Raw genomic sequence first — 21,575 nt, 5'->3', positions numbered from 1 at the left:
ACTGGTTATCTGACGTGTTACAGGGACGTCAGCCGGGCGGCGCGCGCACGCCGGCACAGGCGACGCGCTCGCTACGCTCGGCGTAGAGCTGTGCAGCCGTGCGCGCGCCAGAGAGCTTCAATCCAGTAATCGAGTCGAACAGTTCGGTCGGGTCATCCAGGCAGGGTTGCTCCTGGGTGAGGGCGGGCAGGTGAGGGCGGTTTGGCGGCGGCGTGGTAGCCCAGGCGATGCAGAGCGCAAGGCAGGCCAGACCGAAAGAGGGGTGCGGGACGCGGAGATCGGCGCGGCGCTGGAGAACGAACACCAAGGGCGCTGCCCTTGTCATCCCGCTCTTGCCGCCGAGGGCTCGGGAGTGTGGGGTGGAAAAGCTACCCCACACTCCCAGCGATAGGCTGTTCATGGTCGTGCAGGGTCAAGGGTGCGCTGCGCCCGTGCTTCCGTTCGCCGGAACGGTGAAGCTGTTCCGACGAGCCGGGAGCGCGGCCCTTGACCTTGCAGAGTTGGGAAGGGCGATACGGCCCAGTACGTTGCCGGAACCATGCCGGTCGCGGTGCCGCATCGCCCTGATCGTGCGAATGTCCGAGAAGAACACTTCGTTGGGGTGGGACTCCTGCGCGTTGAGATCAAAGGTCAGGAAATACCCGTGGTCGTACACGCCTTCCATCGGCACCACCATGCCGACGATATGCAGGCAGTACCAGTAGGATTCCGGCTCATCATCCCAGTGCAGCTCAACCAGAACGGTCTGGCCGATGTAGCCCTGGGCGGTGGAGGCATCCACAACAGCGTGCTGGCTAATCATGGCTGTAATCTCCCGCGGCGAAGCTCTCCTTTCCGCTCAGCAGGTCCGCCCGCAGCTTGCCCACGTTCACCATGCGGAAGTCCGAGAAGGTGACGCTGGGGAGCGTGCCGTTCGCTACCCACTCGGTGACTTCCTCCACCGGAATGCCGCTGGCCGAGGCGAAGGTTACGATGCTGCACAGGTTGCTGATGGCCGCGCCCAGGGGCACAACGTTGCTGCCAGTTTGGTCCGCGTTCGGCTTACTCATCTTTGTAATCCCCCGGCACGAAGACGGTTTTGCCCTGGGCCAGATCGGCGCGGATTTGGGCGAGGTTGACTAGGCGAGGGCGGCCCATCTTCACGCTGGGAATGGTTCCGCTCTGCATCCAGGCAATCACGGTGTCTACCGAAACGCCGTTCATGGCAGCGTATGTTTCCTTGCTGCAGGTGAGCGCGTTACGGCAGTCGAGGTAGATCACTCGTCTGCCGTCCAGATCGAAGCTCACGTCGAAAGGTGGTTGGTCCAGATGCTGTGTACTCATCGCCTATCCCTGCCTCTGAAATGCTCATAAACTGTGGTTAATGGGTGTTTAGTGATTAGTATCTATTGCTAATCACATGATGCGAATATATCGGCAGTGGCAGATAGTTAGTAGCACTATTTACCAATCTATTAGACGAATTAAGAATGATAAGAGACAGGCTTATAGCCATCTGGGATGCCAAGGCGTTGACGGCCAAGAAGCTCGAGGAGCTGACCGGGATCGATCGCGAGAAGTGGTATGCCTTGAGGGGAGGCAAGCGACGGGTCAACGAGGATGACATCGAGGGCATCTTGGCGATCACGCCTGAATATGCCCTTTGGCTGGTAAGCGGAAAGATCGCGCCTGAGTCGGGCCAGATCAGCCCGGCCTACGCCGAAGCGGACCTAAAGTTGGCAGAACAAAACGCGGGCAGCAAATAACAGCGGAAGCGGCTCGGCGATGGTTCACAACCATAAAAATCTAAAGAGTTCTCATGATAAGGATTCAAAAATGACTCTAAGCAAAGTCAAAACGCTACCTCTAAGGATGAATGGGGGAGTGTTTTTAGACGTGTTGCTGCTCATTTTAATACTGCTTATGGTGTTTTTTGTTTGGCGTTATGGCTGGAGTTGGATAGATAGTAATCCAGACATAAATAGTGCCCAAGATGTAAATGCTGTGCGAGGTCAGTTTGGTGATAAGTTCGGTGCTATAAATGCTCTATTTGCAGGGTGCGCATTTGCAGGAATAATTTTCACAATATTTCTTCAAAGTAGGGAAATACGCCAAACCAAAAGTATGCTGGAGGAGCAATTAAAGGGTGCAAATAAAAACCGCTTTGATGGTACTTTTTTTGAGCTCATAAAGTTGCATAGCGATATAACGTCGAAGCTATCAGATCTTCAGCATAATGGCAGGCACGCTTTTAGGGCGTTCCATGAAAGAATTATACTGTCCGATACAGACTTTCCTGCTTTTTGTGCGCTTAATAAATTTAGCAGGGAAGAGATTCGCATAATACGAGATCTGCGGTCTATACCTGATTCGATGAAGTCACGACTGCAAGCTGCGGATATTTCCAATCTTGAAACTGCCCTGGAGCGTGGAACTGCATGCTGCGATAACTACTTAGATGATACCTTAGCGCACCATGAGGAGAAAATCAGAAGAGCATATGCCCTTGCAGCCGAGCAGCATATCGATAATTACTCGCACTATTTTAGGAATTTGTATCATGCTTTGCGGTTTATCAAGGAGTCGGACCTGATAGACGAAGGTGAGAAGCAGAGATATGCAAAGATTTTAAGGTCTCAACTTTCTGAGCCCGAACTTGTTGGGTTGTTCTATAACTCACTTACCCTGATCAGCCTTCCAGGTAGGGAAGGGATGGAGCTGGGGCATCCAAAGATGGGAAGGCTTTTAAAGGAATTTGATGTCTTGCAAAATTTAAGTCCGAGAACGGTTCTTCACCCTAAGCACCTGGATATTTTCGACTTAAATAATGGGGGCAAGCAACATGTCTAAAAGAGACCCAAAGCCCGAAGTGCTGCGTTTAGAAGAGCTTGCTCTTTTGGTTAAGTCTGGTGATATAAAGCTTCCTAGTTTCCAGAGGTCTTTTGTATGGAAACGTGCCGATATGCTCAAGTTATTGGATAGTATTTATAAGGGCTATCCGATTGGCAGTATTTTGCTTTGGAATAGTTCGCAGCGGCTGAAGAGCGAGCGAGACATTGCAGGGCTACAGGTGAATGACGAACATACAGTTTACCCAACAAACTACTTATTGGATGGCCAGCAACGACTCACCACTTTATGTGGTGCGATTTTTTGGGAGGGAGGGCCAGCAAGCAGTATTTGGAATATCCATTTTGACTTGGAGACGGAAAGCTTCGTCTACCCTAGGGAAAATGATCAACTTACTCTTTTCCCATTAAATAAGTTGATGAGTACTAGGGACTTTATATTTCAATGCATGAAGTACGAGCACCATCCAAATAAAGTTATTTATACTGATCGGGCAGAGCGCTTGCTTCGCTCGGTGAAGGATTACAAGGTGGCGGTTGTTAAGATTGGGGATATGTCAATCGAAGAAGTTGCTCCCATATTTGAGCGAATAAATAGTACTGGCAGAAAGCTTACAATTGTTGATTTGATGATGGCCGCAACATGGAGTAACGGGTTCGATTTATCTGCCGAGATCGAGGAAACAAAAGCAGCTTGTACTGCCCTTGGCTTTGGCGGTATATCGGAACAAATGATACTCCGATCAATAGCAGCGTCTGCAAATCTCGGGATTAATAAAGAAGATATACAGCGTCTGAGGAACTTAAGCCCTGTTGAGTTAAAAGAGGCTGCGTCAAAAAGCTGTGCTGCATTTATTAGTGCGGCGTCTTGGATAATGAACAATTTGCCAATAAGAGACGCGTCTTATCTACCGTATGGGTTGTTCCTGACCTACTTGGTTGAGATTTTTAGAGTGTCTGGCGGGCTTTCCGATGAGCAATCAAAGGCGGTGCTTTCATGGTTTTGGTATACATCCGCTACACTGTATTTTGGTGGGGCTAGCACTGGTCAAATATCAAGGGATCTTAATGTTGTGCGCGAATTCGCCTCAGGCTCGCGTGTAAGCCTTTATGTGCAAGTCGAAATAGATATAAGCAGGTTATTGTTCGATAAATTTAACTTGAAAAATGCTAGTAGCACAACATTTGCTTTGCTCCTGCTTTCCGTAAGCGGTGGTACCGCCATATCAGGACGGCCAATACCACTCGACTTGATTGGTGCTAAAGATAGTAGGATATTCGGTCGGATATCTCCGGATAACATTGCTGATAAAAATATCTCCGTTGTTATAGATGTCCAGCGTAATGGCTCGAGTGAGATTGGAGTTGAGCTCGAAAAGCAATTGTTAAGTAATGATTGCGTATTTGATGCTGAGAGGCAGGATGAAATTAGCTTTGTTATCAATCGCGCAAATCTTGTTTCGTCCTTTATCGAGTCTGTATGTGGATGTCAAAGTCACTACAGTATTGAAGCGCTTATGAGTCTTCAGTTGGCCGATAATGGAGATAGTGCAGACATAGACTGAGTGCACTCTGATATGAAGGGAGGCAGGGGCTGGGAAGAGCGGTTTTTGGTTAGTTAGTTCTTTCTGCTTGCGCGATGAGGCTATCAATATCAAGTCGTACAGTGGGCTCGTCGCATCGTGCGCGCACAACCTCGGCGAGGTACGCATCGTCAGCGAGCTCCAGCATCGCTTGTTTGCCAACATGCTGGCGAGCAACCCGAAGATCGTAGGCATCCTGCATGGCCAGCCAGCTTTCAGGCGAGCGGCCAAGCGCTACGGACAGGCGCAATGCCATTTCCGGCGTAACGCGACTGGTGCCATTCAAGACGCGGCTCAGGGTAGAGGGGGCAACACCTAGCTTTTCCGCCAGCTCGCGACCGCTGATACCGTTAGGTTCCAGGTAGATGTTGGTGATGAACTCACCAGGATGGGGAGGGTTGTGCATGCTCACCAGTAGAATCCTCATGGCCCAACACACAGATGTCCCAGAATAGGCCAAAGTCTGGCATCAGCCACACTAAATGGCATGTTAGATACGCTGGAGGTCCCGATTTTACTGACTTCCAGCTTCTGCCGAGGGAAGTGGCGCTTATTCGTAATGCGAAGGTCGCAGGTTCGACTCCTGTCTCCGGCACCAATGAAATCAAAGGCCCGCAGCTATGCGGGCCTTTTTTGTTTCCGGCAATCGGAGCGGACGTTAGCGCGTCTTGCGGGTGCACATGGCGATGCCGACCGAGGTGAAACCCAGCAGGGCGACGACTGCGATCATCACTGCGGCAAAGGCGTTGTCGAACGCACCTTTTGCCAGGCTGATCAGCGGGGCCGCGATGGCTTCGGGCAACGCTTCTGCGGCGATCAGGGCGCCATCGAGGCTGTCGAGTGCCAGGTCGGGGAGCGCCATCGTGCCCGGCGTGACGATGGCTGCAGCGTAAACCGCGGACATCAGGCTGCCGAGGATGGCGATGCCTAGCGCACCCCCGAGCTCGTACGACACTTCTTCAATCGATGCGGCCATGCCCGCTCGATCCGCTGGGGCTTGCAGCAGCATGGCGCTGGAGGCGGCGGTCATCGCCGCGCCGACACCAAACCCGAGCAGGCTGAACGATAGGATCTGCAGCCATTGCTCGCCCGCGTAGCCCAGCAAATAGAGCAGGGCGCCGGCTGCCGACAGGGCCAGTGAGGTACTGAGGATCCGCTCCGCGCCGATACGCGGCAGCGCCAGCCCAGCAAGCGGTCCTACGATAAAGGCGCCGAGCGGAATCGGCAGAATGGTCAGGCCAGCCTGCAGCGGCGACAGGCCAACCACCAGCTGCAGCCGCTGGCTGACCACTAGCTCCATGCCCATCAAGGCGGCGGAGGCAACCGACGCAGTGATCACGCCTGCCGAGAAGCTTCGATCGCGGAATAGCGTGAAATCGATCATCGGTACGGCGGTCTGGCGCTGACGGCGCAGGAAGGCCAGGGCGCAAACGACCGCTGTGCATGCCGCCACGCTGGCTTGCAGCAGGGAAGGGTCCGCCTTGCCGGCCTCCTTGATTGCCAGCGTCAGCCCAACCAGCGCGCCCATGACCCACAGCGAAGCGAGCAGGTCGAAAGGCCGTTGCGGGTTGCCGGGTCTGGACGGCACCCAGATCACCGCGAGTACCAGTGCGAGCAGGACGATGGGTACGTTGATGATGAACACCGAACCCCACCAGAAATGTTCCAGCAGCACGCCGCCGACCACCGGACCGAACGCCGCGCCACCCGAAGCGATAGCGGCCCAGATGCCGAACGCCAGGGCGCGTTCGCGCGTGTCTTCGAACACGTGACGGATGATCGCCAGGGTTGCGGGCATCATCATGGCCGCGCCTACGGCTAACGCAACACGGGCGGCAATCAGTATCTCGGGCGTCGGTGAGAACGCCGCGCCGAGGGATGCCCAGCCGAACACCACAAGACCGGAGATGAACATCCGCTTGTGACCGAAACGATCGCCCAGCGCGCCCATACCGGGCAGCAGGCCCGCAACGGTGAGGGCATAGGCGTTCACGATCCACAGCTTTTCGGTGGCGGAAGCACGCAGCTCGTAGGTCAGGCTGGGCAGAGCCAGGTAGATCACCGTCATGTCGATGACGATCAGCAGGAGGGCGCTGGACAGTATGCCCAGCACCAGCCAGCGAAGAGACGATTTCACGGGCGAGCCTCGGTCTGGATGTGCATCGCTGTTGGCTGAATATGAACGTTGCGGCAAAATATAAATACATACGTATTTAATTGAAAGGGGCGCTTATGGGAAGGAAGAGAACGATCGATCGCGATGCGCTGCTGGACGTGGCCGAAGGGATCGTCAATCGACAGGGCGCTGCAGCGCTGACGATCGATGCGGTGGCCAAGGCCGCCGGCATTACCAAGGGTGGGGTGCAGTACAGCTTCGGCAGCAAGGATGACCTGATCAACGCCATGTTCGAGCGTTGGGGTAAGGGTTATACGGAGCAGTTCCAGCGCATCGCCGGCGACCAGCCCGATCCGCTGACCGCGGTGCGTGCCCATGTGGAGGCGACTCGTACCTCGGATACCGCGTCCCACGCCAAGGCGGCAAGTCTGATGGCCGCTTTGCTGCAAACGCCCGAGCATCTGCTATCGACCCAGGCCTGGTATCAGGAGCGTCTCGCCGGACTCGACACTTCAACCGAGGAAGGGCGTCGCGCTCGGCTGGCGTTCTTCGCTACCGAGGGAATTTTCACCCTGCGCTTTTTTCGCTTGATGGACATCGATGAAGGGGAATGGGCGGATGTCATGAGTGACATTGCCGCGTTGGTTCGCCCGGACAGCTGACAGGCTGGTCGGCAGCTGGCGATTCCGACAACACGGAAGAAAGCGCGTGGCGCTTTGGGGGCGGGTATCGGCGGCAAGTTGGCACTGCCCAGCAAGTGGGCTGCCTGCGATGTGAGAGATTGGATGCCGGAATCGGCACATGACCGGGGCGCAGCCGCACGGGCTGCGCCCCGTTTTCGTTACAGAGTGACTGAGATACCCGCCTGCAGCGTACGAGGTTCGCCTGGGTAGGCCCAGATGTTGCCCCAGGCGCGCTCTTCGTACTCTTCGTCGAACAGGTTGTTGAGGTTCAGGTTCAGGCGAACCCGCTCGGTCAGCGGGTAGTAGGCGAGCAGATCGACGGTGGTGTAGGCGCCCATGTCGAACGCGCTGTTGGAGGTGCTGCCCTTGCGCTCGCCGACGTACTTGACGCCCATGCCGACGCCGAGCCCGGCCAACGGGCCTTCGTCGAATTCATAGGTGTCCAGCAGGTTGAAGCTGTGGCGTGGCACGTTGGCCAGGCGTGTGCCGACCGGCATCGATGGGCTGGTGCTTTCGGTGACTTCGGCATCGACGTAGGCGTAGCCGCCGATCACGCGCCATTGCGGGGTGATGTTGCCCGCCACGCTGATGTCGAAGCCGCGGCTGCGCGCTTCGCCGGCGGCGACCTTGAAGGATTGAGCGCCTGTGTTGGCGGGGTCATCGGTAAGCACGTTTTCCTTGGTGATGTGGAACAGCGCCGCGGTAACGCTGAGGTCGCGCTCCGGCAGGTCGTACTTGATACCGATTTCGTGGGCGACGCCTTTTTCGGGATCGAACGCCTGACTGCTACGGTCGGCACCTGGGTTGGGTTTGAACGAGCGTGAGGTGTTGGCATAGACGGCCAGCGCTTCAGTTAGGTCGTAGATCAGCCCGAAACGAGGAGATACGGCGTTGTGCGCTTGATCCCAGTCTTTCTCACCGGGCCGCTTGTCTACATAGGTCTGCTCGAAGCGCTCAAGACGGGCACCGATCTGGGCCTTCAGGCGCTCGGTGAGGGCGATCTGGTCCTGCAGGAAGAACGCGTAGGACTTCAGGTTCTCGTCGTCGTAGGTGGTGGTTCGGGTCAGTGCCGGCAGCGGCTGGCCGTAGACCGGATCGTAAAGATCGATGGGGAAGTCGGTGGTCGAGCCGCCGGAGCGCCGGATCAGCGAATCGTAGTTGTATTCATCGAACTCAACCCCGAGCAGCAGCGTGTGCGCCAATCCCGCGGCGTCGAAGTGACCTTCCAGGTTGGCCTGCACTGCCAGGTCATTCCAGTTCAGCCAGCGCTCGCTGTAGTTACGGCCTACGGTGCGACCATCGGCGGAGACAGCGGTGGTTGGGAGGCCATTGTTCTCCACCGCGCCGCCGTCCAGGCTGCCGTCAAGGTACTGGATGCCGCCGCGCAGCATCCACTGGCTGTCCAGCTGGTGCTCCAGGCGCAGTTGCGTGGTGGCGTTCTGGTTGGTCAGCTTGCCGGCGCTTTCTTCCCCGAGGAAGCGATCGCGCGGCAGGTTGCCGGCCTGGTTGTGGTAACGCGGTAGGCCGCGATCCATGGGGTGACGGTTGTGCAGATAATCGCCCTCGAGGATCAGCGCGGTGTCATCGCTGAGCTGCCAGCGCAGCACTGGCGCGATGTTGTAGCGCTCGCTTTCGACGTGGTCGCGGAAGCTGTCGCTGCCTTCGGCAACCAGGTTGAGGCGATAGGTAAAGGCGGCGCTCTCGTCCAGTGCGCCGGTGGTGTCCAGGGTGCCGCGACGCAGGCCGTCGGTGTTCACCTGGCTGCCGAGCACCGTGCGCCGCTCCGCCTGCGGCTGCTTGCTGACGATGTTGAAGGTGCCGCCCGGATCGCCGCGTCCGTAGAGCATCGAGGCCGGGCCGCGCAGCACTTCGATGCGCTCCAGGGTGTTGGCGTCGGGCATGTTGGGATAGCCGCGGTTCACCGCGAAGCCGTTGCGGTAGAACTCCTGGGTGCTGAAGCCGCGCACGAGGAATTCGGTCAGGCCCTGACCGCCGAAGTTGTTGCCGCGCTCCACGCCACCGGCGTAATCGAGCGCGTCTTCAAGGCGCGTTGCGCCGATGTCTTCGACCACCTGCGCCGGCACAACGCTGATCGATTGCGGGGTCTCGTGGATCGCGGTGTCGGTGCGCGTCGCGCTGGCTGCGCGGGTCGCACGATAACCCTGCACCGGGCCGTCGGCGCGCTCGGCCGAGGCGGTGACCTGCATCTCCTCCAGTGCCAGCGGTTCTGCGGGCGGTTCGTCGTTGGCCGAAGCCATGGCGGGGCAGGTGAGGACGGGAACCGCGAGCATCGGGAGGAGAAGGCGCCGCATCGAGTAATCCTTGAGGGAAGGGAGCGAGGGCGGGCATCCTAATCTCAACGAAAACTATTATCAAATAGAAGATAATCGCAACTTCTGTGCGCGGCGCCAGCTGCCGACGGCGCTTGGCCGGAGCAGGCCAATCGAGCGTGCGGCGGAGCGGGAGCCCCTTCAGAGCCTGAGCCCTGGAGCCTGACCGCCGAGCAGTTCCGGCTGCAGATCTGGCGGCTGCGGTGTTCAGCTGGAGGCGAAGACGACGCGGTCGCGACCGGCCCGCTTCGCCTGATACAGCGCCTCGTCTGCCGCCTTGAACGTCGCGTCGGGAGAGGGGTAGCGGTCGCTGCAGGCGATGCCGATGGAGGCCGTAATTGGCGTGCCGGTCGGGCTCGGCGTCTGCCGCAGGCGGGCGAGCAGCCTTTCGGCGGCGATGCTGGCGCCGCTGGCGCCGGTTTCAGGCAGCAGCATGAGGAACTCTTCGCCACCCATGCGGCAGAGCACGTCGGTGGGGCGCGAGCATTCCTTCATGATCTCGGCGAGGAAACGCAGCACCGCATCACCGACGTCATGGCCGTGCTGGTCGTTGACCTGCTTGAAGTGATCAATGTCTAGCGTTACCGCCGCGTAGCGCTGATCGAGCAGGTCGAACTGCTTGAGCGCCAGTTCGAGGCCGCGGCGGTTGCGCAGGCCGGTCAGCGGGTCGGTCATGGACGCCGCCTCCAGCGCGCCCATCTTCTGCTGCAGCAGGGACACGCCGGCAAGCATCGCGACCTTCAATCGCGAGACTTCGAAATACCAGGAGTTGACCTTCGAAATGCGACTGGCCGCTTCCGGTGCGCCCCAGTGCTCGGCGGTGTCGGCCAGGGCGCGAATGGGCCGGGAGATCAGCCGGGAGAGCCACCAGAACACCGCGAGCGATATCAGCGTGAATGGCACCGCATTGAGCAGCGTGGTCCGCGCCAGCTGTTCGAGCTTCGCCGTGATCGCCGCGGTGGGACGCTGAGCAACGATGCCCCAGCCGGTGCTCTGCATGGGTGCGAAGCCGGCGAGCATGTCCACGCCAAGGGTATTGATGACGCGCTGGCTGCCTTCCCTGCCGGACAGCACCTGCTGGACCACCGGATTGCTCGATACGTTCTGGCCGACGCGCTTGCCGTCCTCGTGGAAGATCAGCCTGCCCTGGGTGTCGACCACATACAGGTAGGAACCGTCGCGGTAGTAGTGCACGCCGAGCAGGCCGTGCAGGGCATTGCGCTCGCGCAGGAACAGCGAGGCGCTGATAAAGCCGAGGTAACGGCCGTCGGCGGCGAAGATGGGGTGGGTCACCGCGATCAGGTAGGTGCCGTCGGTGGCGGCGTAGGGATCGCTGGTCAGCGGTATGCGCTCCTTCAGCGCGCGGTTGGCACCGATGCTGTTGACCTTGAGACCGAGCAGGTCGGTACTTTCCGGCGAGGTGGAAACGATCTCACCGGCCGCGCTGACGATGATCGCCCTGCTGAACTGATCGCTCTTGAGCTTGAGCCGCTCGGTCTCGTTGTCCCGTGCGGCCGGGTCGTCGAAGCGGGTCGACAGGGTCTGGGCGGCGTAGGCGAGCTCACGGCGGCTGTTGAGGAAGAACTGGTCAGTGGTGTCGGCGAGCTTGCGGGCGTAGGAGCGGTTCGCTTCAAGCGTCTGTTCGAACAGCTGGTCGCGCTGCGAGCTGTAGCCTGCAAAAAAGCTGTTGCCGAAGGTCAGCAGGCCGGCGACCAGTGCCAGCAACAGCGTGAGTTTCTGTAGATCCAGCCGGGACATGAAGCTTCCAGTCTCCAATCGGTGCTTGGCGTGGGCCAATGGAGTTCGTGGTCAGACTTCGCATGCGCCGAAGCCACAGGCTGGCAATGATACAGGCACCATGCCGCCATGCGCGACGGTTCACGGCAGAGTGGGACGCAGCCTGGCGCCGGGCATGGCATGCCGGGTGCCAGCCCCCGGCGTGCCATGCGGGATGGTGCTTGGCTACACGAAACAGGCCCGCAATTGCGGGCCTGTTGTTCAAGGTGAGGTGTCAGCCCCGGTGATAGCTCGGCGCAAGCTTGTAGACCGAGGTATCCAGCCCCTCGAAGCGCGCCTTCAGTTGCAGTGCCAGGTACAACGAATAGTGCCGCGACTGGTGCAGGTTGCCACCGTGGAACCACAGGTTCTGCTGCTGGGTGGGCTTCCACATGTTGCGCAGTTCGCCTTCGTACGGGCCCGGGTCCTTGGTGGTGCCGGAACCGAGCCCCCAGCAGCGCCCGACCTTGTCCGCGACCTCCTGGGAGATCAGCCGCGCCGCCCAGCCGTTCATCGAGCCGTAGCCGGTGGCGTAGACGATCAGGTCGGCCGGCAGGCGGCTGCCATCGTTGAGTACCACGGCGTCCGCCTCGATGTGATCGACGCCGAGGCCCGGCCCGCTTTTCAGCTTGATGGTGCCGTTGGCAATCAGCTCGCAGGCGCCGACGTCGATGTAGTAGCCCGATCCGCGGCGCACATACTTGAGGAACAGGCCGGATTCGTCATCGCCGAAGTCGAGCATGAATCCCGCTGCAGCCAGGCGATCGTAGAAGGCCTTGTCGCGCTCCTTGACCTGCTCGAAGGCCTGGCGATGGAACTGCGGCAGCACCTTGTAGGGGATCGAAGCGAACAGCATGTCGGCCTTTTCGGTGGTCAGCCCGCTTTCGACGGCATCCTCGGAATAGAGCGGGCCGAACACCACGTCCATCAGCGTGTCGGAACGCACGATATGGGTGCTGGAGCGCTGCACCATGGTGACGTCCGCGCCGTTCTCCACCAGGTCCGCACAGATATCGTGGGCCGAGTTGTTGGCACCGATGACCACCGCGCGTTTGCCGCGCCAGGCGCCGCCGCCGGGATGCTGGCTGGAATGGTGCTGCTGGCCGGCAAAGGTTTCCGCACCCGGATAGACCGGCACGTTGGGCACACCGGACATGCCGGTGGCGAGGATCAGCTGCGCGGGCTTGAGCGTCATCGGTTTGCCGTCGCGCAGCACCTCGACCGTCCAGCGGCCCTCGGCTTCGTCGAAGCTGGCCTTCACGCATTCGGTTTTCGCCCAGTAGTTCAGCTCCATGACCTTGGCGTACATCTCCAGCCAGTCGCCGATCTGGTCCTTGGGTGTGAAGATCGGCCAATGGTCGGGGAAGGGCAGGTAGGGCATGTGGTCGTACCAGACCGGGTCGTGCAGGCACAGCGATTTGTAGCGTCCGCGCCATTGATCGCCGGGGCGCTCGGCCTTGTCGACGATCAGCGTCGGCACGCCGAGGCGCTTGAGCCGTGCGCCGAGGCCGAGGCCGCCCTGGCCGCCGCCGATGACCAGGCAGTAGGGCTGTTCCGTGATGCCCAGCGCGGCTTCCTCGTCGCGGCGTTTTTCCAGCCAGTTGCGCTTGTCGGCCAGGCCGTGGCCGTGTTCGGCGCCCAGTGGCCGGCGGCGTCCGAGCGGTTCCTCGTGCCCCTTCAGCTCGCGCATGGTGGTCAGCAGCGTCCAGCACAGGCCGTCCTTCAGACGCACATAACCCTTGCCGCGGGCGACGTCGGTTTCCAGGCTGATCCAGCCTTCGAGCACGCCGTCGGTCAGGCTTGCTTCGCCTTCGAGCTTCCAGTTGTCCGGCCGGGTGGCTTCCAGGCGGCTTTCCAGCATGTCGCGAATGTCGGCCTTGCCTTCGAGGGTGATCAGGTTCCAGCTGAACAGCACCAGGTCGCGCCAGTGGCAGTCGTCGACGAACAGCTCCAGGGCTCCGTCGATATCGCGTTGGGCCAGGCGCTGGCCGAGGCGTTCGACCCAGGCGGCCAGTTGTTCGGTGGGCGAGCGGGTAGCAGTGGCCTGGCTGTCGCCGCCGGGGTCGCTGCCGTTATCGGTTTTCAGATCGAAGGGGACGTCGTTGCTGGGACGCATGGTGGTTCTCCTGGTCATTGTTGTTATTCACGGGGATACCGTGCTTGCAGCAGAGCAAGCGGCGGGCCAGCAAGCGCTGGGCCGCGTCGTGGCTGGCCTGGAGTCGTATCTGGACTGGCCGGTCGAGGCGGCGCCGTGTCATCACTGCACGGCCGGGGTGACACTCTGTACCAGTAATGGCACAGCGTGCGGCGGCCCGGCGTTTGGCCTATGCTGGGGCGCGAACCCGCCTCGAAACATCGCGGAGAACAACAAGAATGACCTCTCGTCTGAGTCAGCATGCGCATCAGGTCCTCAGCTTCGGTGAAGGCACCGCAGCCAGCCAGGGCCCGGCTGCCGATCCCGCCATCGCGCGTTCCTGGCGCCGCTGCCTGGAACAGCATCAGCTCGACCCCACCAGCCCGCGCGCGCCCTGCGTGATCGAGCGGCCGCGGCTCAATGAACATCGCGATCGGCTGGACCGGGTTATCGCCGTTGCCCACTGGCAGATGAACAGCCTGCACCAGCAGCTGGGCAGCAGCGGCCACGCGGTGTTGCTGACCGACGCCAGCGGCGTGGTGATCGACAGCGTGGCGGATCAGGCCGAACGCGCGGAATTTCAGCGCGCCGGGCTCTGGCTCGGTGCCGTGTGGAACGAGGCGACCGAGGGCACCAATGGCGTCGGTCTGTGCCTGCTGGAGCGCCAGGCGCTGACGATTCGGCGTGACGAGCACTTCCGTGGCCGGCACGCAGCACTGACCTGTTCGGCGAGCCCCGTGTTCGATGCCGAAGGCGGTTTGCTCGCCGTGCTCAATGTGTCGTCGGCACGTGAGGACCTGTCGCGCCAGCGGCGTTTTCACACCATGGCGCTGACCAATCTGTCGGCCAAGCTCATCGAGAGCTGTTTCTTTCTGCAGCATTGCGAGGGCGACTACCTGCTGCGCTTCCATGCCCAGCCCGAATACATCGGCCTGCTCAGCGAAGGCTTGCTGGCGTTCGATGGCGACGGGCGCATCACGACCATCAACGAAACCGCACTGAACCTGCTCGCCAGTGGCCGCGAAGCGCTATTGGGCCAACCTCTGGAAACCATTCTCGATGTGCGTCTGGAGCAGTTGCTGCAGCGCGCCAGGCCGCAGCCCGGTACCTGCTGGCCACTGCATACCCACGACGGCCAAAGGTTGTACTGCCAGTTGCGCGGACCGCAGATGCGTGTGGTGGTCGCGCCGCCAAAAGAAGCGGCGGCGCAGGTGGGCGGTCTGTGCCTGCTCGATCCGTCGATGCGCACGGATTTCAGCCGCGCGCTGAAGGTGCTCGAGCGGGACGTGCCGGTGCTGCTGCAAGGCGAAACCGGCACCGGCAAGGAAGCCTTCGCCAGTGCGTTGCATCGCGCCAGCAGCCGCGCCGGCCGGCCGTTCGTGGCACTCAACTGCGCGGCGATTCCCGAGACGCTGATCGAAAGTGAACTGTTCGGCTATCGCGGCGGCAGCTTCACCGGCGCGCGTCGCGAGGGCATGGTCGGCAAGCTGGAGCAGGCCAATGGCGGCATCCTCTTTCTCGACGAGATCGGCGACATGCCGCTGGCGCTGCAGACGCGCTTGCTGCGGGTGCTGGAGGAGCGCAAGGTGACCCCGTTGGGGGCTGCCGCGCCGGCCGAACTGAATATCCGCCTGATCAGCGCCAGCCATCATGACCTGCGCGCGCTGGTTGCCGGCGGTGCCTTCCGTGAAGATCTGTATTACCGCCTCGGCGGGCTGATGGTCGCGTTGCCGCCGCTGCGCGAGCGCAGCGACAAGGCGGAACTGCTCGACCATCTGCTGGCCGAAGAAGCCCAGGGCGAATCGATCAGCCTCGACCCGGCCGCGCGGCAGGCATTGCTCGCTTACCGGTGGCCGGGCAACGTGCGGCAGATGCGCAACCTGCTGCGCACGTTGGTGGCGCTGAGCGAGCAGGGGCGCATCGCCGTCGATGAGGTATTGGCTGTGCTGCCGGCCGAGATCGGCGAGGCGGATGCAATGCGCGATCCGCTGCAGTCGGCCGAACGCGAGGCTTTGCTGAGCGTGTTACGGGAGCGGCACTGGCAGGTCAGTCGGGTTGCCGAAGAGCTGGGGATCAGTCGCAACACGCTCTACCGCAAGCTGCGCAAGCACGGCATCTCGCGCAACTGAACGGCGGGCGCGAACGCCCGCCGTCAGGGCGTCAGAGCGCGGTGGATAGGGTGATCGAGCCGAACTGGTCGTGTTCCTGCTGGCCCTGGAATTCGCGGGTGCGCCAGACATTGGCGAATGCCAGCTGCCAGCGGCTCCAGGTCAGTGCCACTCCGACCTTGGCATCGCCGACCCACTCGCGGCGGTCAACCGAGTGGCTGTCCTCGAAGGTGTTGCCGTCCAGCAGCATGTTGTGCGCCATGTAGCGGCCCTCCAGATTGGCGAAGCCGTACCAGGCGAAGTCGCCACCCGGTCGGAAGAACTGGCTGCCGCTCTGCGCCGGCGTCACCGCCGGGATGCTGAAGCTGCGTTGCAGGTTCTGCCCCAGGCGCAGGCCCAGCCCGGCCGAGCCATAGCGGTAGAGATTGCCGAGGGCGAAGCCCACGCTCGGGCCGTATTCCAGTTCCAGCCCAGCGAGACGCTTCTGCAGCCACCAGCGGTGCTGGTAGCCCAGGTTGACGAAGGGTTCGTTTTCCAGCTGGTTGTCCCAACCATTCGGTTCGTCGCTGTTGGTGACCTTGTGCACGGCGCGCTGCAGGCGCTTGCCTCCGGCTGCCGGGCCGACGATGCCGACGTCCAGGTGCAGACTCTGGGCGCCCCGCCAGCCGTCGTGCTGGGTGTCGGAGAACATCGACATGCCGGCAAACAGCAGACCGGCGTAAGGGCGGTCGTCTTCGATCAGATTTCGGGTTTCGATTTCCTCCGGCGTGTAGATCTGATGACCGAAGCGGTAGGCGACGTTATCGATCGCGGCGCCCGACCAGCCGGGCAGCAGATCGGCGAAGCGTCGCGTCCAGCTCTGGTCGTCCGGTTCGAAGCCCCAGATCACCTCCAGCCCATTGCTGTAATGACCATCGCTGCCCCTGGCGATGATGTCGTTCTCCACCTTCAGCGAAAGGATGTCGGCATGGCCGACGGCAGGGGCGGCGATGGTTGCGGCGAGCAGGCACGAGCACAGCAAAGAACGAGAATGCATGGTCAGACTCCTGGCTTACGTTCTTGTTTGTATGTTCTTTCTCGGACCTTGACCTCGCATGGCGGTTCGCTTGAACCCTATGGCGCGCCGAATGTGCTGCTACCGGCCAATACCGATTCGCCAAGCCTAGCCTGTTCTGACTCACGCAGTTGCTTGGCAAGCGCTTCGGAAAAGCGCTCTACCGCCGACCAGCGCAGGTGGATGGCGTCGACGAAGGCCGCTGGTGGAGCGACCCATTCGCGATCGGCGTTCCAATATTGCGCGCCGCCATCGCCGGCGATTGCAGCCGTCAGCTTCTCGTCGAAACGGGCGAGGAAGCTGCCGTCGGCGTCGACCTTGGCCTTCCACTGCGGATGCAGCGGTGTGGATACGACGAGCAGCTGGCGTTGCTCCGCCTGCAGGCGGTCGGACAGCTTGCCCAGCGCAGCGAAGCAGCTGTTATCCAGCGGGTCGGGCTTGCCATAGAACAGGCCTCGATCACCGCGGGGTTCCAGCGGCCCGTCGCCGTGGCGGGTGAACACCAGCGGATCCCATTCGATCTCGTTGGCCCGTTGCGCCTTGACCGTCTTCGCATTGCGCAACAGCGAACGCGGCGAGAAGAAGCGCATGTAGTAACCCCAGCGTGAAGCCTGCTGGTAGACGTACTGGTCGGCGTGTTCGCGGTCGAACACCGCATCCGGGGCCTTCCAGCAGCCGGCGAAGTCCAGCGGATCGACGATCATCACCACCTGGCGAATGGTCGGCTCGCGGTCCAGCAGCCAGTCGGCGACATAGGTCGATTGGTTCGCGTGCAGGCCACAGAACGCGCCGTTGAGCGGCCGCACGCCCGGCGCCTGTTTGACCAGCACATCACCATCGACGTGGCGCCAGGCGACCGAGGAACCAATGACCAGCAGGTTCGGGTCGTCGATGGGGTTGTGCCGCAGAAAGTGCAGCTTTTCGTCCACACACAGGCTGTTAGAGAAGGCCGGCGGCGGCAGATTGTCGGTGTGATTGAGCCAGGCGAGCAGGGCGGCAAAGCCGCCGAGCATCCCGATAAGGCCGGCGAACATGCCCAGGAGGTAACCGGCACGCACCGGCCGCTGCTCTGCCTCGTCCGGACAGGTGTCAACGGATCTGGCCATTGCTTACCGCCCTCCGAGCTTGGTCTGAATAAGCTGGGCGAAGTGACCCACGTTCTTCAGCGACTCCAGTTCGGCGGTGCGGAATTTGATGCCGAAGCGTTGTTCGGCAGCCACGATCAGCAGGACATGGGTCTGGCTGTCCCAGCCATCGATGTCGTCGGCGGTGGTTTCGGGCGTGAGGACGATATCGTCATCGTCGAACACGTCGTGGAAGACTTGGGTCAGCGCCTGGAGAATTTCCTTTTCGTTCATGCTTGCACCTGGATGTGGTGGTGGATGGGAGCGCGCGAGGCCAGCTCGTAGCGCCAGAAACTTGCATCGGTGATGGCGTGGGCAGGGGCGGGGCGCTGTTGGAAACCCAGCCGCGGATAGTGCTCGGCGACCATGCCATTGCGTTCGGTGGGGCGGTATTCGCCGACCAGGACGCCCCAGCCGGCAGCCGCTGCCGCATCGGCCAGTAGCTCCAGCACCGCCGCCTCGACCTGACGACCCAGCACGCGGCAGCTCATCAGCCAGCTGTCGATCAGCAGCTCATCGGCTTGCAGTGCGTCATCGGGACGGGCCAGCACCACGCTGATCAGGCCGTTGTCGCCGAACTTGTCCTCGAGTCGCGGGGCCAGGGCGATGGTTCGCGGATCGCTGGCCATGCGCTCGACCTCGGCTTCGGTATAGCGGCGGGTGGTCAGGTTGAACTGGTTGGTCTTGTTGATCAGCTGGGTGGCGCGCGCCAGCTCGGCGGCGCCGATGCGGCTGACGCGCAGGACCATCTGCAGCCCGCGCAGGTAGCCGTCCATGTCCGTGGCCTGGTTCAGCGCGGCTTTGCGTTCGGCATTCAGCGCATAGCTGCGGCCGCGCTCGGCATCGTCCGAGGTAAAGGACACAGCCTCGAAATAGCCCGCCGCGGCGATGCGCGCGGGGTAATCGGCGACATCGTCGGGTAGTTCCGGTACGGCGACTTGCGGCAGCTCGCGGCGCACGATGTCGCGCTCGGCGGGGTTGTCGTCGACGAACACCAAGCTGTCCAGGCCGATATCGAGCATGCTCGCGATGCGCCGCAGGTTGCCGGCCTTGTCTTCCCAGTTGGCGACGAAAGCCGCGATATCGCTGCGCTCGAGCGCCATTTCCGGGTGCGCGAATGCGGCCTCGGCGACGTGCAGGTCGTTCTTGCTGCACACCGCGAGGATCACCCCGCGGCGCGCCAGCTGGGCAGCGTAGCGTTGCAGCGCCAGAAAGGCTTCGCCACTGGCGCTGCCCTGGCCGAGCTGGATACCGTCGATGCCGTCATCACCGATCACGCCGCCCCAGAGCGTGTTATCCAGATCGAGCACCAGACATTTGCGCGACAACCCGGCAGTGGCCGCCGCGATCCGCGCTAGATGCTCGCCATACAGCGGTGCCAGGGTCGGGCTGACCAGCTGCTTGGCCTGGTGCCAGCGCACCGGTTCGGCCAGGCCGTCGCCATAAGCGGCTGCGTGCCAGGCCAGGTCGAGCAGCAGCACGCCATCCTCGCGGGCGGCGGCGCGGATCGCGGCGTTCAGGCGTTCGATAACTGCCCGTGGCGATGCCGGCACCAGTGCTTCGTAAGAGCCGAACAAGGGCGGTGCGACCGGCACCAGAGTTTGCTGCACGACCTGCGCGGCATAGCGCTCGCGGGCCCGGCGCCAGAGCAGGCGCAGCTCATCGACGCGCTCCGCCACGGCGGCATCCACCTCCGCCTGGCCGGCCTGCAAGGGCAGTTGCAGTGGCGCGTCATGGGCGTCCAGCGCCAGCAGCACCAGTTGCGGGGCGAAGGCGTTCAGCTCCGGATCATCGGCCAGTAGTGCTTGGCGGTACATGCCGTAGGGCGCCACATGCAGCGACAGCGCCAGGCGCCGCTGCAGCCCGGCCACTCGAATCGCCGGCAGCAGGTGGTCGACCGTATGCGAGGACAGCAGTGCCACCCGCAGTGGCGTCAGTCGTGCCGCCGCGGCATGCTGTTCGATACCGGTGGCGGCCAGCTTGTCCAGCCGTGCGGTCAGGGTGAAATCCCGTTGAAAGGTGGCCAGCCGGGCGGCTTCGTGTAGCCGTTGCAACGGGTCATCGATACGTTTGGCTTGGCCAATCGCGGCGGAGAGATCCATGTGCGTCGGCAGCCAGGGGAGTTGTGCCATGCCTGTGACTCCTTGTCGTGGTCAGAACTGGAAGTAGAGGAACTCGGTCGGCGCCATGGAAAAGGCGATCGCCAGGGCGAAGAAGCCGAGTACGCCGACCGCCAGACCGTGGATTGCCGTCGGCCGCCAGGCGCTGACTGGCAGCAATCGTTCGGTCCAGTGCGGCTGAGCCTGGAAGTTGAGTGCGGTACGGAAGTGGCCCATCCACTGCTGCACGTTCGGCATGCCCCAGACGAACACCAGCAATGCGGCGATATAGACGAAGTCGGAGCGATCCATCGCCGTGCTGATCGGGCTCAGGCCGAGCATGCCGGCGAGGATCGCCATGGCGGTCGGCACGTCGCTGGCGCGGAAGAACACCATCGCCACCACCACGCAGCCAAATGTCAGGGAGACGGCCGCCGCCTTGTGCCACCAGATGTCGCTGTCCAGCTTCCAGCCCTGACGCGCCTTCCAGGCGCGCCAGCCGTGGGCGACCACCAGATAGACGCCGTGTAGCAGGCCGAAGGCGACGAAATGCCAGCCGGCGCCGTGCCAGATGCCGGAGATGAACATGGTGAACACGGTGGGGTAGGCGACCAGTGCGAAGAAGGTGCCGACGGTCATCTTGCCTCGTCGCGGCTGCGGCTTGCCGGCCGCCATGCGCGCGCGGGTCACGCGCAGCACGATGGGGTTGTAGAGGTAGGCGGTGAGAAAACGCGTCAGCGTCATGTGCCAGCGCGACCAGTAGTCGATGACGTTGCGCGCCTTGAACGGGCTGTTGAAGTTGGCCGGCAGGCTGATGCCGAACAGCAGCGCGAGGCCGATGGCCATGTCGCTGTAGCCGGAGAAGTCGAAGTAGATCTGCAGTGTGTAGGTCAGCGCGCCGGTCCAGGCATCGTAGAACGCCGGGATGGTGCCGTCGGCAGCCAGGCTGAAGACCGGCGTGGCCTTCAGCGCGAGGGTATCGGCGATCACTACCTTCTTGAACAGACCGAGCAGAAACACCGTCGCTCCCAGCGACAGGTTGTCGATGCGCGCGCGGAAGCTGTCGCGGTCACGGAACTGCGCGAGCATCTCACCGTGATGGGTGATCGGCCCGGCGATCAATTGTGGAAAGAAGCTGATGAACAGGCAGTAGTTGGTGAAGTCGTGCTCTTCCACCACGCCATCATGGGCATCGACCAGATAGGCGATTTGCTGGAAGGTGAAGAAGGAGATCGCCAGCGGCAGGATGATGTCTTCCACCCGCCAACCGAGATCCAGCGCCGCATCCAGCGTGCCGAGCAGAAAGCCGGTGTACTTGTAGTAGACCAGCAGCAGCACGTTGGCCGCGACCGCCAGCCCGAGCAGCAGACGTGAGGGGTGCCGGCGCAGGTAGCCACCGAGCAGATAGTTGACCAGCATGCTGCCGACCAGCAACGGTACATAGACCGGGTTCCACCAGCCGTAAAAGACCAACGAGACGACGGTCAGCCAGATCACCGCGAGCCGTTGTTGGCCCGATCCGGTCAGCACGAAGAATCCAATCAACACCACCGGTAGAAAGCCGGCGATGAATTCCACTGAATTGAAAAGCATCTTCCCTATCCCTGCTCAGCGTACGTGCATCGCTGCTCAGGCCGCCTTCAAGGCGGGGCGAGTCATCCATAAAGTCCTAGCGCCACGCGACCGACAATCCATCCTGGTCGGCGTTGCGACATCCTCGGTCCATCAGTGGGTGCCCGC

18 protein-coding genes and 1 pseudogene are annotated in these 21,575 nt (G+C 61.6%); 5 read left to right on the top strand and 14 right to left on the bottom strand.

Going from position 1 to position 21,575, the window contains the following annotated elements; genetic code table 11:
- Positions 1–28: 28 nt before the first annotated feature.
- The 4 genes from PSEST_RS14120 to PSEST_RS14105 form a co-directional block, all read right to left on the bottom strand.
- Complete coding sequence (locus PSEST_RS14120; RefSeq protein ID WP_041756702.1) at positions 29–325, bottom strand: hypothetical protein; 297 nt, start codon at positions 323–325, stop codon at positions 29–31.
- Between the two features lie 87 nt (positions 326–412).
- Entirely contained in the window at positions 413–802 is a 390-nt protein-coding gene (locus PSEST_RS14115) for a hypothetical protein (RefSeq protein WP_015277652.1), read from the bottom strand.
- Positions 795–1,049, bottom strand: a complete 255-nt coding sequence (locus PSEST_RS14110) for a hypothetical protein (protein WP_015277651.1) — start codon at positions 1,047–1,049, stop codon at positions 795–797. The genes PSEST_RS14115 and PSEST_RS14110 overlap by 8 nt, the downstream gene beginning before the upstream one ends.
- A complete protein-coding gene (locus PSEST_RS14105) occupies positions 1,042–1,323 on the bottom strand; it encodes a hypothetical protein (protein ID WP_015277650.1) in 282 nt (93 codons plus the stop codon). The genes PSEST_RS14110 and PSEST_RS14105 overlap by 8 nt, the downstream gene beginning before the upstream one ends.
- A 146-nt stretch (positions 1,324–1,469) precedes the next feature.
- Here PSEST_RS14105 and PSEST_RS14100 point away from each other — a divergent pair, with 146 nt between their 5' ends.
- From PSEST_RS14100 to PSEST_RS14090, 3 genes are all read left to right on the top strand, one after another.
- Entirely contained in the window at positions 1,470–1,745 is a 276-nt protein-coding gene (locus PSEST_RS14100) for a hypothetical protein (protein WP_014851980.1), read from the top strand.
- A 70-nt stretch (positions 1,746–1,815) separates the two neighbouring features.
- Complete coding sequence (locus tag PSEST_RS14095) at positions 1,816–2,829, top strand: putative phage abortive infection protein (RefSeq protein ID WP_015277649.1); 1,014 nt, start codon at positions 1,816–1,818, stop codon at positions 2,827–2,829.
- A complete protein-coding gene (locus PSEST_RS14090; RefSeq protein WP_015277648.1) occupies positions 2,822–4,393 on the top strand; it encodes a DUF262 domain-containing protein in 1,572 nt (523 codons plus the stop codon). Before PSEST_RS14095 ends, PSEST_RS14090 begins: the two co-directional genes overlap by 8 nt.
- 151 nt (positions 4,394–4,544) lie before the next feature.
- On the opposite strand, the pseudogene PSEST_RS14085 reads toward PSEST_RS14090, so the two are convergent.
- Together PSEST_RS14085 and PSEST_RS14080 are read right to left on the bottom strand one after the other, a co-directional pair.
- A pseudogene (locus PSEST_RS14085) lies at positions 4,545–4,817 on the bottom strand (HigA family addiction module antitoxin); the annotation flags it as partial.
- Between the two features lie 252 nt (positions 4,818–5,069).
- A complete protein-coding gene (locus tag PSEST_RS14080) occupies positions 5,070–6,548 on the bottom strand; it encodes an MFS transporter (RefSeq protein ID WP_015277646.1) in 1,479 nt (492 codons plus the stop codon).
- Between the two features lie 95 nt (positions 6,549–6,643).
- Between PSEST_RS14080 and PSEST_RS14075 the strand changes: the two genes are divergently transcribed.
- The gene (locus tag PSEST_RS14075; protein ID WP_015277645.1) at positions 6,644–7,189 is read left to right on the top strand and encodes a TetR/AcrR family transcriptional regulator; all 546 of its coding nucleotides are present in this window, start codon (positions 6,644–6,646) and stop codon (positions 7,187–7,189) included.
- A 179-nt stretch (positions 7,190–7,368) separates the two neighbouring features.
- On the opposite strand, the gene PSEST_RS14070 is transcribed toward PSEST_RS14075, so the two are convergent.
- From PSEST_RS14070 to PSEST_RS14060, 3 genes are all read right to left on the bottom strand, one after another.
- Complete coding sequence (locus tag PSEST_RS14070; protein WP_015277644.1) at positions 7,369–9,522, bottom strand: TonB-dependent siderophore receptor; 2,154 nt, start codon at positions 9,520–9,522, stop codon at positions 7,369–7,371.
- Positions 9,523–9,747: 225 nt separating this feature from the next.
- Entirely contained in the window at positions 9,748–11,298 is a 1,551-nt protein-coding gene (locus tag PSEST_RS14065; RefSeq protein WP_015277643.1) for a sensor domain-containing diguanylate cyclase, read from the bottom strand.
- Positions 11,299–11,551: 253 nt separating this feature from the next.
- On the bottom strand, positions 11,552–13,432 hold the full coding sequence (locus PSEST_RS14060; RefSeq protein WP_015277642.1) for an NAD(P)/FAD-dependent oxidoreductase: 1,881 nt from the start codon (positions 13,430–13,432) through the stop codon (positions 11,552–11,554).
- A gap of 257 nt (positions 13,433–13,689) precedes the next feature.
- On the opposite strand from PSEST_RS14060, the gene PSEST_RS14055 reads away from it, so the two are divergent.
- Positions 13,690–15,579: a sigma-54-dependent Fis family transcriptional regulator gene (locus PSEST_RS14055; RefSeq protein WP_015277641.1), complete on the top strand. Its 1,890-nt coding sequence runs from the start codon at positions 13,690–13,692 to the stop codon at positions 15,577–15,579.
- A 31-nt stretch (positions 15,580–15,610) separates the two neighbouring features.
- Here PSEST_RS14055 and PSEST_RS14050 read toward each other — a convergent pair whose 3' ends face one another.
- The 5 genes from PSEST_RS14050 to PSEST_RS14030 form a co-directional block, all read right to left on the bottom strand.
- A complete protein-coding gene (locus PSEST_RS14050; protein WP_015277640.1) occupies positions 15,611–16,594 on the bottom strand; it encodes a lipid A deacylase LpxR family protein in 984 nt (327 codons plus the stop codon).
- Positions 16,595–16,671: 77 nt separating this feature from the next.
- Complete coding sequence (locus tag PSEST_RS14045) at positions 16,672–17,718, bottom strand: hypothetical protein (protein WP_015277639.1); 1,047 nt, start codon at positions 17,716–17,718, stop codon at positions 16,672–16,674.
- Between the two features lie 3 nt (positions 17,719–17,721).
- Entirely contained in the window at positions 17,722–17,970 is a 249-nt protein-coding gene (locus PSEST_RS14040) for an acyl carrier protein (protein ID WP_015277638.1), read from the bottom strand.
- Complete coding sequence (locus PSEST_RS14035) at positions 17,967–19,868, bottom strand: HAD-IIIC family phosphatase (RefSeq protein ID WP_015277637.1); 1,902 nt, start codon at positions 19,866–19,868, stop codon at positions 17,967–17,969. The genes PSEST_RS14040 and PSEST_RS14035 overlap by 4 nt, the downstream gene beginning before the upstream one ends.
- Before the next feature lie 21 nt (positions 19,869–19,889).
- The gene (locus PSEST_RS14030; RefSeq protein WP_015277636.1) at positions 19,890–21,428 is read right to left on the bottom strand and encodes an MBOAT family O-acyltransferase; all 1,539 of its coding nucleotides are present in this window, start codon (positions 21,426–21,428) and stop codon (positions 19,890–19,892) included.
- Positions 21,429–21,575 lie beyond the last annotated feature (147 nt).

Source organism: Stutzerimonas stutzeri RCH2 (genome assembly GCF_000327065.1).
Classification (GTDB): Bacteria; Pseudomonadota; Gammaproteobacteria; order Pseudomonadales; family Pseudomonadaceae; genus Stutzerimonas; species Stutzerimonas stutzeri_AE.
Note: the sequence above shows the minus strand (reverse complement) of the source record. Positions and strands in the feature narration are given on the sequence as shown.